Source organism: Streptomyces sp. NPDC107575 (assembly GCF_055657265.1).
This window is the reverse complement of the sequence record NZ_JBVKBG010000001.1, coordinates 772,368-789,289: the sequence shown is the minus strand read 5'-3', so window position 1 is coordinate 789,289 and position 16,922 is coordinate 772,368. Positions and strand designations below refer to the sequence as shown.

Here is a 16,922-nt window from a genome sequence, read left to right as displayed (position 1 = left end):
ACGTGTGCGGCTTCAGCCGCCGAGGCGGTCCGGTGTCACCTTGAGCGCCGCGCAGGACCGTTCGACGATCTCGTCGTAGTCGACCGCCCGCTCGATCACGCCCTGCTCGTAGGCATAGGAGGCGGCCTTGGTGAACGCGCCGCGCAGTGCCTCGAAGCCCACGGGGTGCAGCGGCACGGGGCCCGGCTCGGCATCGGCGGTGAGTGCGGACTTCATCGCGTCGTAGGCGGCGAGGATGGCGGCGGAGTGCTCCGCGGCGGCCTGTTCGGACACGCCGACGACGTGGTTGACCGGGATGAATCCCTGGTCCTTGGACCACTGTTCGGCGGTTTCGCGGGCGTTGTCGATGGCCGTGCGGATGCGGTCGTCGTCCGGGAGCCCGTTGCCCATGATTCCGAAGTCGAGCCGGCCTTCGAGGAAGTCCGCCTGCAGCTTGGCGTCCTCCGGTGCCCGCCGCACCCACGAGGGGTCGTCGGCGCCGTCGACGTGGCTGCCCTCGTACGTCGTCCAGTCGGCCTTGCGCAGGTCGACGCCGTACTGCTCGCTGAGGAAGCCGCGCATCCACACACCGGTGGTCTGGCTCCAGGAGCGGACGCCGACGCTGTGTCCCTCGACGTCGGCGACCGACAGTTTGCCGAGGGTGACCAGGGTCTGGTGCTGGTGGCGTCCCAGGGTGGTGACCGGAAGGAGCAGTACCGGCTTGCCCCGGTCGACGGCCTGGAGGACGGTCGCGATGGCGACTTCGCACAGGTCCGCCTTCGACTGGTTCACGAAGCCGCGGGACGCCTTGTGCACCGGGCTGATGTCGAGCCGCTCGGGTTCGGTTCCGCTCTCGCGGATCGCCGCCTGCGCGGCTGCCGCGAGGTCGTCGCGGCCGAGCACCAACTTCATGTCTGTCTCCTTATGCCTTCGTCGTCCGTGGCCCGTGGTGCCGTTCGTGGTGCTGGCGCAACAGGTCGGCGCCGTAGTCGCCGGCATTGGGGGTGCGGACGATGGTGTGGATGTGCCGGCGCGAGTGGTAGTCGTTGCCGAAGATGACGCCGGGCATGTGCTCGAACTCGACGAGGATCACCGGGCTGTGGAACCGGTAGTAGAAGGTGCCGTCGGGGTCCCCGGCCCAGGCGAAGTGGGTGTCTCCCTCGTGGGCCAGGACCTCCTCCATGCGCACCTTGGCGTGGTGGTCGCCGGCCCGGTTGACGTACAGGCCGAGGAGCTGGAGCGCGGTGTCGCGCTGGCCGGCGGACATCTGGCTCAGCGGCAGCCCGTGGTGGTTGAGCTCGAAGTTGTCCCGGAAGGCTCCGACGAAGAGGTCCGTCGGCAGGGTGTCGGCGATGACGGCGCGCTCGCGCTGCCGGGAGCCGAGGTCGGTGAAGAGTTCATGGCCGAGCGCTTCCTCGCGGCGGAAGGCGACGGTTCCGGCGTACTTCCCGGAGCCGGCGATCACCGGTTCGGCGCCGAGGAAGGACGGGGTGAGGACCATCTGGTCGCCGACGAACACGCAGTTGACGTTCACGTGGTGGCCGTCGAGCTGCCAGCCCCAGGGGCCGCCGTTCTCGGGCTCCCCGTACACGGAGAACCAGTACAGCCACTCGTTGAGGCCGTCCTCGTTGTCGCTCAACTCGCCGATGGTCAGGTTGAGATGCATCAGGTCGACCATCTGGCCGTAGCCGTCCGCGCTGAGGCTCTCCCGGATGACGGCCATGGCCCGCTGCCGCTGGGTGTCGTCGAGCTCCTCCAGGCAGATGCCGTGCCGCAGGAAGTAGCGGGCGCCGTTGTTCCAGTGCCGCCAGCTCACGTCGTCGACGGGGAAGCGGCCATCGGCGAGCTGCTTCTCCGTCAGGCCCGCGAGGTAGTCCTCCGCCGCCCTGTACACCGGGCGGACGTTCGCGCCCGTGCCGCGCAGCGGGAACAGGTCCGGGCGGATACCGTCCGACGTCCCCACTCCACGAAAGGGCTCGTTCGCCGCCTTCACGCGCCAGGCGACCTTCTCGAGCAGATCCGGCGTCCAGACCTCCGGCTTCCGCGTGGGCGCGTTGCCCCTCTTACGCAGCGCCACCATCGCCGCTCCTCCTTGTCGCTGTTCCATGGCGGGTGCGCCGCCCGAGGGCGCACCCGTGCCGCTCGCCGCCTCATGTGGCGAGGAAGGCCGCCTTCTCCTCGATCGCCGCGACGTCCACCGGTTCCCCGATGAGGCCCTGTTCCAGGGCGTACTGGCCGGCGATCTCGAGGCAGGCGGTGAGCGAGTCGCTCCAGCCGGCCGCCACCGCGCGTCCGGCCGGCGAGTCGTCGCGCTCCCCCGCGGTCGACGCGATCGCGTCCTTCAACGCCCGGTACACGGCGGTCACTTCGTCCTCCCGGTCGCGCAGGATGTCGTCGCGCACCACCAGCAGATGGTTCGCCGGAACCGTGCCGTGCCGCTCGATCCACGCCTGTCCGGCGTCCTCGGCGTCCTTGACGAGGGGGACGAGTCCCGCTCCCTGCCCGCCGATCGCCTTCGGACCGAGCACCGCCGCCGAGACATCTCCGGCGCGCAGCAGGTCGGCGACCCGCTCGCTGTCCGACCGCTCCACGTTGGCGGGGTTGCGGTACTGGGCGACGTGGACGTCCTCGGTGGTCACCCACGTGACGTCCGAGGACTCGACGCCGTACTCCTCGCGCAGCCAGCCCCGTACCCACAGGCCGGTGGTCTGGCCGTAGGAACGCACACCGACGCGTCGGCCGACGAGCTCCTTGGGGCTCAGCGCCTCGCCCTCGGGCAGCCGGGTCAGCGAGCGGTGGTGGGTGCTTCCCACCAGGACCACCGGCAGCAGGGTCACCGGCACACCGGCGTCGCGGGCCTGGAGGTAGGTCGCCATCGGCATCTCGCAGATGTCGTAGGCCAGGTCACGGACCATCCGGGCGAAGGCCGGCGGCAGCGGGGCGAACTCCGGGTAGAGACACTCCGCTCCGTCCACGGGCACGGTGCCGTCCTTCAGCGGACGGGTGTGCGGGTGGTTGCCGAGGACCACGCTCAGCGGTGTCTTCTTGTGCGTCTCGCTCATGCCGCTCACACGTCCTCGCCGTACTGGATGCGCCGGTAGGGGGTACTCAGCACCTCGCGGGTGATCCGGACATCGATCACGGTGGGCCGGGGCTCGCGCACGTACTCCGCGAGCGCGTCGCGCAGTTCCTGTGCCGTGCGGACCGTGGCTCCGCCGCCGCCCAACGACTGCGCCACCGTGCCGAGTTCGGGCGTGGAGATGGTCGCGAGATCCGGGTCGAGACCCTTGGCCTTTGCCTTGTGGTACTCAGCGCCGAGGCCCTGGTCGTTCATCACCACGACCAGGAGCGGGACGTCGTAGCGGACCGCTGTCTCGAACTCGGCCAGGTGCATGATGAAGCTCGCGTCGCCCTCCACCACGAAGCCGGGCTTGTTGCCCTGGGCGATGAGCTGGCCGAGGGTGATCAGCGGGGCCTGGCCGATGGCGCCGAACATGCCGTAGTTGGACAGGACGTCGCGAGAGCGCTGGAAGAGCATGGTGCCGAAGTCGGTCTGGTGACCGCTGCCGAGGACCAGGCCCATCTCGCCGGGAAGTTCGTGGTCCAGGATCCAGATCGCCTCGCGCGGGTCGAGCCGGCCGGGCTCGCTGACGTACTCGGGCTGCTGGATGCGGGCGGTGAGGTGCTGCTTGACCGCGTCGGTGTGGTAGCCGTCCAACCGGACGGACCTGTCCCGCAGTTCGCGGGCCAGCTCGCCGAGCGCGGTGACCGCGTCGGCCTGCAGGTAGCAGTCGGCCACCTTGCCGTTGCCCATCACCACGTGCGGGGCGGTGTCGATCTGGATGTACTTGGCCTCGGGGTAGAGGTAGCCGCTTTCGATCGTGTAGTGGTTCAGGCTGGCGCCCACCGCGATCACGCAGTCGGCCTCCTGGAGCAGTTCCATGGACGGCTTGTCGCCGAAGAGGCCCGACAGGCCCACGTGGAAGTCGGTGCGGTCGCACAGCCAGTTCTTCGCCTGCAGCGTGGTGGCGAGCAGGGCGCCGGTCTGCTCCTGGAGAGCGAGGATCTCCTCGGCCGAGTCGGCCTTGCGCGCGCCACGGCCCGCGATGATCACCACGCGCTTGGCGTCCTGGATCAGGTCGCAGGCGGCCTGGATCCCGGCCGGGTCCGGCAGCAGCCGGGGCTTCTCGATCAGGGCGGTGGAGGGGACGTACTCGTCGTCGTAGTCGTCGAGTTCGGCGGTCTGCACGTCGAACGGCGCACTGATCATGACCGGCTTGGACTCGGTGCGCGCCAGGTAGAAGGCCTTGCGCACCGCGTCCTGGGCATTCTCGGGCCGGGTGACGTGGATGAACTCGCACTCGATGGCGGCGGCGAAGCGCCGCTGGTCGAGGTACTGGGTGGCACCTTCGTCGCCGAGGGGTGTCTCGCCGCAGAAGGCGATCAGCGGGGTGCGGGCCCGGCTCGCCACGATCATCGAGGTGGCCAGCTGCGAGACACCGGGGCCGCTGGTCGTGGTGACCACACCGGGCTGTCCGGCACCGCGGGCCCAGCCGTCGGCCATGCCGAGACCCGATCCCTCGTGCCGCACCTCGTACAGCCGCACGCCGCGGTCGGCGAGGGCGGCCATCCAGTGCATGTTGGCGTCGCCCATCATGCCGAAGACGTCGCTGGTGCCTTCCTTGACGAATGCCTCGGCCAGGGCCTCGTAGACCTTCACTTGTGGGACTCCTTCACGTTCGCCGCGGCCGTGGCCCGCGCTTTCAGGACACCGTCGAGCCGGGAGAAGACGCGCAGCGCGTTGCCCCCGTAGACCGCCTGCCGGTCGGCGTCGGTCATGTCGATGGAGTCGAGGGTGTACTTGGTGTCGTCGAAGCGGCGCCCGGTCTCGGGGTCCACGCTGCGGACGGCGCCGATCATCTCCGAGGCGAACAGCACGTTCTGGGCCGGGACGATGTCGAGCAGCAGCTCCATGCCGCGCTTGTGGTACACGCAGGTGTCGAAGGAGACGTTGCGCAGGATCGACTCCTCCAGCGGCGGCCGGCCGCGGTCCTGCATCATGCCGCGGTAGCGCCCCCAGTGGTACGGGACGGCGCCGCCGCCGTGCGGCAGGATCAGCTTCAGCGTCGGGAAGTCCTTGAACAGGTCCGACTCGCACAGCTGCATGAACGCGGCGGTGTCACCGGCAAGGTAGTGCGCACATGTGCCCTGCAGCGCGGGGTTCCGCGACATGGCGACGTGCACCATGGCCGGGACGTCGAGCTCGACCATCTTCTCGTACAGCGGGTAGTACACGCGGTCGGTCAGCGGCGGCGCCTGGTAGTACCCGTCGGAGGGATCCGGATTGAGCAGGCAGCCGACGAAGTCCAACTCCTTAACGCAGCGCTCCAGTTCGGTGACCGAGTTGCTGATGGAAGCGGCCAGGGCGTCGCCCGGGGACTGCGGCAGCTGGCACACCCCCACGAACCGCTCGGGGAACAGGCCGCACACCCGGGAGATGAGGTCGTTGCTGACCCGGGACCAGTCGAGGCTGGTGCGCTCGTCGCCGTAGTGGTGGGCCATCTTGCCCGCGCCCGGCGAGAACAGCGTCAGGTCGGTGCCGCGCTCCGTCTGCAGCTTCAGCTGCCCGTTCTCGATGGCGGTGCGTATCTCGTCGTCGGTGATGTGCAGTTGGTCGGGCGAGACGCGCGCGCCCGACTCCTCGAACGCCTGGATCTGCTTCTGCCGCCACTCCCCCAGCGCCGGGGGCGCCGTGGTGAAGTGGCCGTGACTGTCGATGATCATGAATTGCTCCGAAGTGGGGAGACGGACGCCGTCGGTCGCGGCCGGTCAGCTGTCACGGCCGGTCAGTTCACGGGCCTTCTCCAGGCCGGGGTAGGTGCGCACCGGCGCCGACATCAGGAACCGGTAGCCGTCGTCGAGCACCTGCTTGACGTTGTCGGCGGTCACATGCGGATGGCCGACGGCGACCCCGCGCTCGGCGCAGATGTCGAGGATCCGCCGCTTGCACTCCAGGACCCGCGGGTGCTCGTACTGGCGGGGGACGCCGAGCTCCTGGCTCATGTCGCCCTCGCCGATGAGGATCAGGCCGATGCCCGGCACCTGGTCGAGGATGTCCGGCAGGTTCTCGATGCCGCGCTGGTCCTCGATCATGAGTCCGACGAGGATCTCCCCGTCCGGGGCGAGCGGCCACACATCAGCCTTGGCGTAGTACTCGATGTTCGAGATGCCCCAGTAGCGGGTCGCGGCGTGCGGGCCGTCGCCGCGCAGGCCGGCCGGCTCGTACAGCGGGGCGTCGGGCAGGCGGGGGTAACGGCAGGCGGCGACGGCGTTGCGGGCCTCCTCGACCGTGGAGATGTGCGGCCAGATGATGCCGAACGCGCCGAGGTCGAGGGCCTGCTTGGCGTGCCACTGCGCCTTCTCGGCGCCGTTGGCGGGGATCCGCACCATCGGGGTGACGGCGGGGGCGAGGCTGTCCGCGCCGAAGATCTGCCGGCGGCTGAGCAGGTACTGGAAGCTGTCCCTCAGCGCGTTGATGTCCCAGGGCTTGTGCTCCATCTCGAACACCACCGTGTCGTACTTGGTGGTGGTGAGTTCGCTGGCGGCTGTCGGGTCGGCCGCGGAGAAGGTCGCGAAGACGTGCCCGCCCGCCTTGAGAGCGCCGATCACCTTGTTGTGCCTGGACGTTGCCTTCGTCGTCATCGTCGACCTCCTCGACCGAGTGCTGCACTGGACTTGCTGGCGGAACCGGATGCCGCCGGGGACTGCTGCGCGCCGCGCCTGGAGCGCCGACCCGCCCACCAGGCACGCAGCCGGGCGAACAGGCCAGCAGGACGGGCCGGGCGGGCGGCGGTAGCGGCCTGCGCCCCGGAGGGCGCCGCCGCCACCGGCTCGGCGGGCGGCGCGCACTTCTCGATGAGCTGGCCGGAGAACTCCTTGGTCATCCGGGAGATCACCGCCCCGGCACCCGACTCGATCAACTTGGCGAGTTTTCCGTTGAGTTGGATCTCACCGTCGACCGAGACCAGCGAGGTGTCGGGCGTCTCCCCCTCGACGACCCGGAAGGTGGCCTGGGCACTGAAGCGCGTGGCACCCTGTCCGTCCTTGCCGCGGGCGGTGAGCTTGCCCTCGTGCCCGGACTCGTCCAGGTCGAGCGAGACCCGGGCGCCGAACTTGACCCGGATGCCGCCGAACCTGACGACGAGCGTCCCGTCGAAGGACCCGTCGTCGTGCGAGGGGCCGAGCTCTGCGCCGCCGATGCACGACACGACGGCCTGGGGGTCGGAGATGACCTCCCAGACACGCTTGGGCGGACTTGGTACGGCGATCTCTTCCGTGATCGATAGCAACGCTGTGAACCTCACTGGGCGGCAGGCGTGACGGCATCCGAAAGGAACGTGCCGTCGTGCTCTGCGGTGTATTGGCTGGTGCGGCTGGGCCCTGCCGCGTCAGGCGGCTTCCCGCTGCTCGGAGGCGAAGAGGCCCCAGAGGTCGTTGTAGAGCTCCGAGAACTCACGTGTCTCGACGAGCGAGCCGATGCTGCGGGGCCGCTCGAAGGGGACCTTGATGACACGACGGATCGTGCCCGGGCCCTTTGACATCACGATGACCTCGTCGGCCAGGTACAGGGCCTCGTTGAGGTCGTGCGTGACGAAGATGAGCGTCCCGTTCTGCTCCTGCCAGATGTTCAGCAGTTCCTGCTGGAGCTTGAGGCGCGTAATCGCGTCCAGCGGCCCGAACGGCTCGTCCATCAGGACAATGGACGGGTTGTAGATCAGCGCCCGCGCGATCGCGCAGCGCTTCTGCATGCCGCCGGACAGTTCCCGGGGGAAGTGGTTCTCGAATCCGGTCAGGCCGACGAGCTCGATCCAGTCGGCGATGCGCGCCTCGCGCTCCTCCTTGGGGACCTTGCGGAACGTGAGCGCCAGGCCGATGTTGGCCCGCACGCTCAGCCAGGGCAGCAGGTGGGACTGCTGCGTCACGTACGCCGCGTCGGAGTTGACGGTGGTGACCGGTTCGCCGGCGTAGTGCACCTCTCCCTGCGTGGGAGTGAGCAGTCCCGCGGCCAGGTTGAGGATGGTGCTCTTCCCGCAGCCGCTGGGACCGATCACGGCGACGACCTTGCCGCGATCGACGTTGAACGTCACGTCCTGGATCGCCGGCCGGTGGGTGCCGGGGAACTGCAGGGTGACGTTCTCCAGACGGAGTGCCTCCGACTGGGAGTTGCGCTGTGTGGTCGACATGTCTGTCTCCTCGGCCCCTTCCACGCGTCCTCGCGACGAATCGAGCCGGAGGCCCCGCGCTCGCGCCTGTGGCGGCGTTCATGGGTGGCAGTGCGGTGGACGTGCTCTTGCTGAGGCAATCTCGGCGGCTCGCGCCACTTTCTAGATTGTCGGACAACCAGTGATGCGAACGTAACACCCCCTTCGAGCGGGAACAAGAAGTGCGCAGGGAGAACCTTGGATTCACAGAAACACCGGGCGTGATCGAGCGATCATTGTCTGACAACCATTGGGTGGCCTGGTGACCGGCGACGGCCCCACATGGCCAGCAGTACGGCGAGGCCGACGCCGGCCGCCGCGAGCCCGCCGACGAGCAGTGCGCCGCGGGCGCCCCACGACGCGCCGATCGCCCCGACGGCAGGGCCTCCGACGACGGTGCCCCCGAGCCAGCCGATCGACCAGATGGACAGCACCCGCCCCCGCATCTGCGGGGCGGCCGACACCTGCATCAGGGTCTTGGCCGACGAGTTGAACGTGATCGAGGCGGAACCGACGAACGCGAGCACGACCAGTGCCATGGGCAGCGTCGGCGCCAGGGCCGCGCCGCAGATGAGGACTCCCCAGATCACCGCGGACACCGCGAGTGACCGGGTACCGAGCCGGCGTCGGCGCATCGCGACCAGGCCGCCGAGCACCCCGCCCACGCTCATGACGGCCATCGCCGTGCCGTAGCCGGCCGGCCCCGCCCCGAACACCGATCTCGTGAGCAGCGGCAGGCTCACCGGGAACTCCCAGGTGAGGACGCCTGTCACGTACACCATGACCATCGGGTACAGCAGCTCGGGCGTGCGCCGGATGTAGCCGAGACCGGCGCGGATCTGCCCCTTCGCCTGCACCTCCCGCTCGCCCGGAAACATCTCCGCCGTCCGCAGCCCGAGCAGACTGACGATGACGGCGAGGAACGAGACCGTGTCCAGGGCGAAGCACGGGGCCACCCCCAGGGCCGCGATCACGGATCCGGCGATGCCGGGTCCTGCGAGTTTGGCCGTGTTGACGAGGGTGGAGTTGATCGCGATGGCGTTGGACAGGTGCGCGGCGTCGACGAGTTCACTGATCAGCTTCTGGCGTGCGGGATTGTCGAAGACGTTCGTGAGGCCGAGCCCGAGCATGACCGCGATGAGCAGCGGCAGTGTCACGAGGTGTATCCAGGACAGCACGGTGAGGACCGCGGCCTGGAGGGCGAAGCAGATCTGGGTGAGGAGCAGCAGCCTGCGCGTGTCGTGGCGGTCGACCACGAGTCCGCCCCAGGCCCCGAGCAGCAGGATCGGCAGATACCGGGCGGCGGTCACAATGCCGAGCACGGTTCCGCTGTCGGTCAGTTCCAGGGTCAGCCAGCCGACGGCGATGTTCTGCATCCAGTTGCCGGCCACGGACGTGAACTGCCCGATCGAGAACCGGCGGTAGTTGCGGATCTTCAGCGAGGCGAAGCTGCCCGGGCGGCCCTCGTCATGGGTCGGGGCCGCGCTCGGTCCCGCGTCCTCACCCGACACTCGTACCCATCGCGTCCTCCCCCTTGGGGAAGAAGGTCGTGAGGTTGTCGTACTCGGCCAGCGTCGCGGTCGGATACCACTTCAGCTTCGCCTTGCAGATCGCTTCGAGGACAGGTGTGCCGCTCGGGTCCGAGCAGTCGGTGCTCGCCGGGATCCGCGAGTTGTACGTCGTGGCGAGGGCCCGCTGGGCCTTGTCGGAGGAGAGGAACGAGGTGAGCAGCGCCGCGGCGGCGGGGTGCGGTGCGCCCTTCGGGACGTAGAGGTACGACTCGTTGGCGTTGGTCGGCGAGATGGGGGCCACCTCGACGGGCGCGCCGGTCTTCTTCGCCTGGAGGACGAGGTTGATGAGGCTGGTGCCGACACTCACCTCTCCCGACTCGATCGGCGCCTCCGACTGCGTCGTGTTCGGTGTGAAGTGGGGCTTCTGCGCGGCGAACTTCTTCGCCCACGCCAGCGCCTTCGCCTCGCCCATGGCCGGATCCAGCGCCCAGGGGGTCAGGAACGACGCGCGCGACTCCGCGGAGATCTTGCCGCCGGACCACTTGGGATCGAGCAGATCGTTCCAAGTCTTCGGCACGTCCGCGGGTTTGACCTTCTCCGTGTTGTACGCCCACACCTTGGGCACCGCCCAGATGTAGACGAGCTTCTTGTCGAGGAGGTTCTTGGCGCCGATGCCGTACGTCGACCAGTCGATGTCGTCGGCCATGTCGGCGGACGGGGTCACGGTGATTCCGCCGGCGTTGGCCACATCGACCGACACCTTTCCGGCCGCCTGTTCCATCCTGAGCTGGCTCACCTGGTCGGGAGCCTTGGTGTTGGTGTACTTGATCCTGATGCTCGGGTACGTCTTCTCGAACAGGTCGATCGCCGGCTGCATCTGCTGCTGCGGCTTGGGGGCCGACCACTCGACCTCCCCCTCCTTCTTCGCCTGCTTGACCAGCGCGTCCATCGACTTCGGCAGATCGGCGCTCTCGACCCGTGCACCGCAGCCGGCCAAGGCGGCCGCGCCGACCAGCGCGGTGGCCGCCGTCAGGGCGAACCGCTTGCGACCCGTCCCGCTCCTTCGTTCCTGTCCCATCACATGATGTCCTCAGGTCGTGTCCGCCCACGCGGGCTTGGCAGTGGCTATCGGTTGATCGCGGGTGCGTTGTAGACACGGGCGGCATTGCCGCCGAGGACGTCCGCGCGCTCGTCCGGTGACATCCAGGACAGGAGGCCCTCAATCGAGTCACGCAGGTCCTTCAAGGAACCGTCGGACGCCGGGAAGTTCGACCCCCACATCAGGTGGTCGGCGCCGAAGATGCCCGCCAGGCGTCGCAGCACCTCGGCGACATCGGCGCCCTCCGTGTCGTTGAGGCGCCGCAGGGCCGGAGGGGTGATCTTGAGGTTGACCCGCGGGAAGCGGGCCAGCTGCCCGAGTTCGTCGAGCTTCGGGTACGAGGGGCCGCCACTGGCGTCGGGGCGCCCGGCGTGGTCGAGCAGCACGGTCAACGCCGGGTGTGCTTCGAGGACTTGGAGGAGCTTGCCGGTGTCCTTCGAGTGCATCTGGATGCACACCGGCACACCACGGCTCTCCACGTAGTCCCAGACCGCGGCCATCCGCTCGTCGGAGAGCCCGCTGCCCGGCGTGGGGACCTTCGTGGTGCCGTCGGACACCCGGATACGGACGCCGCTGAAGCCGCGCTCCTCGATCCAGTGCCGCAGGTCCGGCACGGCCGAGTCGGAGAGGAAGTCGACGGCGCAGACGCCCACGAGGCGGTCCGGGAACGTGGCCAGGGCGTCGGCCGCGTACCGGTTGTCGAATCCGTACACGGTCGAGGCGTGGACGAGGGCGGCTCGCTCGACGCCGGCGTCGTCGAGGCTCCGGATCAGACCGGCGACATCCACCGGCCGGGTCTGGGACCACTCCGACCGGGTGCCGCCGAGCGGCTTCGGCGGGTAGGTGTCCGCGTCACTCGAGATGGCGTGGGTGTGGGTGTCGAAGTAGCGCATCAGCTTTCCTCTGAACGGTGTCGGTACAGCGGCGTGGGAAGGGGGGTCCGGTCTCGTGAGCCGGTCACGGGCCGCCCACGTAGCGGTTGAAGTCGGCGAAGAGGTCCGCCGCGTCCATGTCCGCCTTGATGACTTCTTGCTCGCGGGCGTAGCGGATGGCCGTCTGGAGGGTGGCCAGGAGGGTGTCACTGACACCGTGCTGCACCACGAGCTCACGGGTGGAGCCGGTGGGTTCCACGGGGCGGGCGGCGTCGATGCCGGCGCAGAGCCCCCGGTAGACCTCTCGTACGAGGTCCGGCCTGGATTCCAGGAGGTCCTTGCGCACGACGGCGAGATGGTTGATCGGGGCCCAGCCATGATCCTCCAGGAACCGTGCCTGCTGGGCCTTCCAGTCGCTGATCAGCGGGACCAGGCCGTCCACGTGGTCGGCCGAGCGGGCGCCCATGACGACCGCGGAGAGCTCGTCGCCCCGCAGGGCGTCCACCAGGGGCCGCGACGTGTGCTCGACGTTGGACGGCTCGGGGACGCCGTCGACATGGGCACCTTCCCGGGTCACCCATGTCACGTCCTGGGAGCGCACTCCATAGGTGTCACTGAGCACACCACGCACCCACAGCCCTGTCGTCTGGCTGTAGGCGCGCACGCCCACCCGCCGTCCGCGCAGGTCCTCCGGCCGGAGCCGGCCCTCACCGCCCCAGACGGAGATGGACTTGTGGTGGAAGTTTCCGTGCAGGACCACGGGGAGCGCGGCGACCGGGACGCCCGCCTCCACGGCCTGCAGCAGGGTGGCGATGGCGAGCTCGGAGACGTCGTAGCGGAGCTCACGGACCATCGGGGCGAACGCCCGGTGGATGGGCTCGATCTCCGGGAAGTCGAGATCGCAGGCGACCTTCACGGTGCCGTCGAGAAGCGGTTCTGTGTGCGGGTAGCGGCGCAGCGCCACCGAGAGTCGCGTCATCGTGCGACCCCTCGGTGACCCCGGGGAAGCCCTGCGTTACGGCGGCGTTGACTGATCATGTCGTTCTCCTCACCGGACGCTTTTGTTTGACAATGCGGGGAAGCTAACAGCGCTTTCGCCCCACACACAAGGCTTCAGCATGAGAATCGTCAAACAATCCGACCCGGCGGGACGGCTTCAGACGTCGGTGGCCCGGGTGGCGTTCAGCAGCAGCACCTGCCTCGCGGAGGCGACGTGGTGCCGCATCGCCGCCGCGGCCGCGTCGGGGTTGCGCGTCTTGAGCGCCGCCACGATGGCGCGATGCTCGTTCAGCGAGTTCGGCCTCGGGTGGGTTCGATTCCGGTCACGGAACTGCCGCATGACCAAGGGGTAGACGAGGACGTCGACGAACCCGGACAGAATGGGCTGGCGGGCCATCGCCCGCACCTGCCGGTGAAAGCGCCTGTTGAGCCGCGAGTAGTCCTCTTCGGCGCGCGCTTGCTCCGCGTCGCCCATCTGCTCACAAATTCCGGCGAGCTCCCGCAGCTCGGAGTCGGTGGCGTAGATGGCGGCCTTGGCGGCCAACGCCGATTCGAGGACCTCGCGCGCCTCCAGGACGGCGGCCGCCTCCTCGACGGTGAACACACGTGTTCTGACACCCCGGTTCGGCTCCCTGGTGACATACCCCTCCTGCGCGAGCCGCACCAGAACCGACCGGACGGTGCCACGCGAGACATCGAGACGGCTCGTCAACTCCGCTTCGGTAAGGCGCGCGTTCGGTTCGAAGTGCCCCGAGACGAGCAGGCTCCGCAGGTCCTGGTAGGCCTGCTCGAACCTGCTCGACGGCACCCCCTCCGGCCCGCTCGACGGCCGCTCGCTCATCCCGTTCCCCTCCCTCGAACACCCGGACTCTTTGTCCAACAATAAGAGACCGTCCGACACGGAACCAGGGGCCTGACCACGGCCGTCACACCCCTACGCCCAGCAGCTTTACGGCACGCGTCCGCGCGAACAACAGGCGGAAACGGCGGGAGCACGGGATTTTTGCGTGACGGGGTTCACGTCGAGCAGGGCCGGTGCTACGGTCCATTTTGTTTGACAAAGCGTCTGAGCCGCGAGGGGCCGCCACGGCCCACTCACAGTCGCCCGCACCGCCAGGGCCCGGCATCTGCCCGCGTCGACCAGAGATCGTCGCCGCTTGGTGCCCCGCCTCCCCCGTTCATCCCTGCCGCTGTGCAGAAGAACATGACGCGCCACTGCCGGAGAGCGCGTGACGTAGACCAGGTGCCCTGCGCAACGTGGGGCGCATACCCCCGAGGAGGGGATGGCGATCAGTCATAACGTGAAGAGAAGGGTGACACGGCGCAGTGCCACCGGTTGCGCGGCACTCGCGCTGCTCACTACGGCCGTCGTGAGCGGCTGCGGAGCAGGAGCCGGGCAGACCGCACTCCCCGCGTCGATGACTGCCCTGGAGAAGCAGGCGAAGAAGGAGGGCGAGGTCGTCTGGGCCTCCTGGAACCCGGAAGCCCAGATGCAGCCCGCCATCGACCTGTTCAAGAAGAAGCACCCCGGCATCAAGGTCAAGTACACCAACATCAAGGCACCGGACCAGGTGAGCCAGCTCAGGATGGAGCAGGCCGCCAAGAAGGTGTCGATCGACGTGGCGAACGCCGGCGGACTCACCATGACACCGGCGGTCAAGCTGGCCGGTGACGTCGACTGGTCGAAGTACGGCATCGCCGACAAGAACGTCTTCGCCAAGAACTTCGTCTACGTCTGGGCCACACCCAAGGTGTGGGCCTACAACACCGACAAGGTCAAACCCGCTGACGTGCCGAAGACTTGGGACGATCTGCTCGACACCAGGTGGTCCGGTGGCAAGATCTCCGCGGAGTCGCGCGCGTCGTTCATGTCCGTCTGGGATCTCGACGACGCGATGGGCGAGACAAAGGCGCTGGCATGGGCCAAGAAGTTCGGCGCCCTGAAACCGCACTACTCGCCGAACGTCACCCAGGCCGAGGCGCCCATCGAGTCGGGCCAGGTGAGTATCGGGACAAGCCTCGCCAGTCTGGCCCTCGCCGCGAAGGCGAAGGGAGCGCCCGTCGGCATCGCGCCGATCTCGCCGACCAGCGCCAGCGAGTCGTACCTCTACGTCCCCAAGGGGGCCCAGCACCCGGCCGCCGCGGCGCTGCTCACCTCGTTCCTGTCGTCCGACGCCGCCCAGAAGGTGCTCGCGAAGAGTTACAACTCCCGGATCCCGGTGGACACCGACTGCTCGGACCCCGGAGACACCGCCGTCCTCCACGCGATGTGCGCGGCGCACCTGAAGTGGTACGGCACCAAGACACTCGCCAAGTACAACAAGCTCTCCACGTTCTATCCCAAGGTAGAGAAGGAATTCGGGACCGATGTCGGCTAGCGATACGAAGAAGTCCGGGGGCCCGCGATGGTCCTGAAAACCGACGAGACACCGCCGCCGGCGGCGGCTGAAGAACCGAACACGACGCCGGCGAAGAGCCCTTCTGCGACACGGCGGAAGGTCGCGCCCGCAGCGGGCACCCTGTTGACCGTGGCGATGGCCGTCCTGGTGGGCTATCTGGTCCTGGTCCCCCTCGCGATCCTGATCTACAGCAGCCTGAAGCCGTCACCCACCGAGCTCCCCTTCGATGTGCCCGGCTTCTCGCTCGACAACTTCCAGGCCGTGTTCGAGTCCAGCCGGCTGGGGACGGTGACGCTCAACACCGTCATCTACGTGGTCGGTTCGCTCCTTGTCGCGCTGGTACTGAGCGTCAGCCTCGCCTACCTCTTCGAGCGGACCGACCTGCCCGGGCGCAGGTTCCTCAGTCCGATGGCGCTGGCACCGATGGCGGTCCCGGTCACGGTGATGGCGATCGCGTGGGCGCTCGTCGCGAACCCTGCGAACGGGCCGCTGGCGATCCTCATCCACAAGATCTTCGGCGTGCACATCGACATCTATTCCATCCCCGGCATGATTCTGGTGATGGGCATCTTCGGGGTGCCCAGCATGTACCTGATGATCGCCCCGGCCCTCGCCCGGCTCAATCCGGAACTGGAGGAGGCCGCCGCGACGGTGGGGGCCTCCCTGTGGCGCCGCCTCCGGCTGATCGTCCTGCCGCTCGTCACACCTGCCGTGTCCGCGGCCGGGATCCTGTTCATCGTCGTGGCGCTCGAAGGATTCGCCATTCCCGCGGTCCTCGGACTGCCGGACAAGATCTTCGTCTTCAGCAGCCTCATCCAGTACTCGCTGCAGCCGCCCGGCGGCATCCCCAACTACGGCCAGGCCAGCACCTATGGCGTCCTCATCCTGGTGGTGTCACTCGTCCTGCTCGCCGTGTACCGGCGCCGCGTCCGTGACACCAACCGGTTCCGCGTCGTGGTCGGCAAGGGCTACCGCCAGACCAGGGTGAGTCTCGGGAAGTGGCGGATCCCGGTCTTCATCGTCGTCTGCGCCTACATGTTCATCGGCATCGTGCTGCCCATCCTGGCCCTGCTGTGGACGAGCTTCTCGCCGTACACCCGACCCATCACCTGGTCCGGGTTCGAGTCGATGACCTTCGCGAACTACAGCCACCTGCTCGACATCCCGGACATCGGCAAGATTCTGCTGAACACGGGGGAGGTCGTCCTGGTCACCGCCACGGTGACCACCGCGATGTCGGTATGGATCGCCGTGGCGGCGGCACGACGGCAGTTCCGGGGCAGCACGCTCCTGTTCGAGACCCAGTTCGCGGTCTTCGGGATTCCGAGCGTCGTCCTCGGCGCCGCTGTCCTGTTCCTGTACCTGTTCGTCCCGATCCCCATCTACGGCACCGTATGGATCATCGTCGTCGCACTCGTGACCCGCTTCCTCCCTCGCAGTTCACGCATGGTGCAGACGGCGCTCCTGCAACTCGACGACGGCCTCATCGAGGCCGCACGTGTCACCGGCGCGAGCCCGGCCACCGTGACCAGGACCGTACTGCTCCCGCTTCTGCGGCCGACCCTGTGGAAGAGCTGGCTTTGGGTCTTCGCCCACGCGCTGGGCGAGCTCCCGATCGCCCTGCTGCTGACCAGTTCGGACAACCGCACGCTGGTGGTGGTCCTGTGGGACACGTTCACGTCCAGTGTCGACAACCCCACGGCAAGCGCCCTGGCCGTGGTCCTCGTGGTGATTTCGACGGCCGCGGTCTGGCTGGTCAACAGGCGCAGCGACATGCAGGAGGCATGAGAGAAATGGTGGAA

At 68.4% G+C, this 16,922-nt stretch carries 15 protein-coding genes; 2 read left to right on the top strand and 13 right to left on the bottom strand.

The features are described from left to right. Positions 1-12: 12 nt before the first annotated feature. From ACZ7L4_RS03680 to ACZ7L4_RS03620, 13 genes are all read right to left on the bottom strand, one after another. On the bottom strand, positions 13-891 hold the full coding sequence (locus ACZ7L4_RS03680) for a substrate-binding domain-containing protein (RefSeq protein ID WP_472099359.1): 879 nt from the start codon (positions 889-891) through the stop codon (positions 13-15). 10 nt (positions 892-901) lie between these two features. Next, positions 902-2,059, bottom strand: coding sequence for a DUF3500 domain-containing protein (locus ACZ7L4_RS03675; protein WP_472099357.1), 1,158 nt, complete (start codon positions 2,057-2,059; stop codon positions 902-904). A 70-nt stretch (positions 2,060-2,129) separates the two neighbouring features. Continuing rightward, entirely contained in the window at positions 2,130-3,041 is a 912-nt protein-coding gene (locus ACZ7L4_RS03670; RefSeq protein WP_472099355.1) for a substrate-binding domain-containing protein, read from the bottom strand. A 5-nt stretch (positions 3,042-3,046) separates the two neighbouring features. Next, positions 3,047-4,699, bottom strand: coding sequence for a thiamine pyrophosphate-binding protein (locus ACZ7L4_RS03665; protein WP_472099353.1), 1,653 nt, complete (start codon positions 4,697-4,699; stop codon positions 3,047-3,049). Then, the gene (locus ACZ7L4_RS03660) at positions 4,696-5,763 is read right to left on the bottom strand and encodes an amidohydrolase family protein (RefSeq protein ID WP_472099351.1); all 1,068 of its coding nucleotides are present in this window, start codon (positions 5,761-5,763) and stop codon (positions 4,696-4,698) included. Before ACZ7L4_RS03660 ends, ACZ7L4_RS03665 begins: the two co-directional genes overlap by 4 nt. A 45-nt stretch (positions 5,764-5,808) precedes the next feature. Continuing rightward, positions 5,809-6,681, bottom strand: a complete 873-nt coding sequence (locus ACZ7L4_RS03655; protein ID WP_472099349.1) for an HpcH/HpaI aldolase family protein — start codon at positions 6,679-6,681, stop codon at positions 5,809-5,811. Further along, complete coding sequence (locus ACZ7L4_RS03650) at positions 6,678-7,328, bottom strand: SRPBCC domain-containing protein (RefSeq protein WP_472099347.1); 651 nt, start codon at positions 7,326-7,328, stop codon at positions 6,678-6,680. Before ACZ7L4_RS03650 ends, ACZ7L4_RS03655 begins: the two co-directional genes overlap by 4 nt. A gap of 99 nt (positions 7,329-7,427) precedes the next feature. Continuing rightward, the gene (locus ACZ7L4_RS03645) at positions 7,428-8,222 is read right to left on the bottom strand and encodes an ABC transporter ATP-binding protein (RefSeq protein ID WP_472099345.1); all 795 of its coding nucleotides are present in this window, start codon (positions 8,220-8,222) and stop codon (positions 7,428-7,430) included. Between the two features lie 251 nt (positions 8,223-8,473). Next, entirely contained in the window at positions 8,474-9,751 is a 1,278-nt protein-coding gene (locus ACZ7L4_RS03640) for an MFS transporter (RefSeq protein WP_472099344.1), read from the bottom strand. Beyond that, positions 9,741-10,829 (bottom strand): ABC transporter substrate-binding protein, encoded by a 1,089-nt coding sequence (locus ACZ7L4_RS03635; RefSeq protein WP_472099342.1) that lies wholly within the window; start codon positions 10,827-10,829, stop codon positions 9,741-9,743. The genes ACZ7L4_RS03640 and ACZ7L4_RS03635 overlap by 11 nt, the downstream gene beginning before the upstream one ends. Before the next feature lie 47 nt (positions 10,830-10,876). Further along, positions 10,877-11,743, bottom strand: a complete 867-nt coding sequence (locus tag ACZ7L4_RS03630) for an amidohydrolase family protein (RefSeq protein ID WP_472099341.1) — start codon at positions 11,741-11,743, stop codon at positions 10,877-10,879. 64 nt (positions 11,744-11,807) lie between these two features. Continuing rightward, on the bottom strand, positions 11,808-12,701 hold the full coding sequence (locus ACZ7L4_RS03625; protein WP_472099340.1) for a substrate-binding domain-containing protein: 894 nt from the start codon (positions 12,699-12,701) through the stop codon (positions 11,808-11,810). Between the two features lie 177 nt (positions 12,702-12,878). Next, positions 12,879-13,562 (bottom strand): GntR family transcriptional regulator, encoded by a 684-nt coding sequence (locus tag ACZ7L4_RS03620; RefSeq protein ID WP_472099339.1) that lies wholly within the window; start codon positions 13,560-13,562, stop codon positions 12,879-12,881. 472 nt (positions 13,563-14,034) lie between these two features. Between ACZ7L4_RS03620 and ACZ7L4_RS03615 the strand changes: the two genes are divergently transcribed. Then, positions 14,035-15,099 carry an ABC transporter substrate-binding protein gene (locus tag ACZ7L4_RS03615; RefSeq protein WP_472099338.1) on the top strand — a complete coding sequence of 355 codons (1,065 nt, stop codon included), beginning with the start codon at positions 14,035-14,037 and terminating at the stop codon, positions 15,097-15,099. Positions 15,100-15,255: 156 nt separating this feature from the next. Next, on the top strand, positions 15,256-16,908 hold the full coding sequence (locus ACZ7L4_RS03610) for an ABC transporter permease (protein WP_472100382.1): 1,653 nt from the start codon (positions 15,256-15,258) through the stop codon (positions 16,906-16,908). Positions 16,909-16,922: the final 14 nt, after the last annotated feature.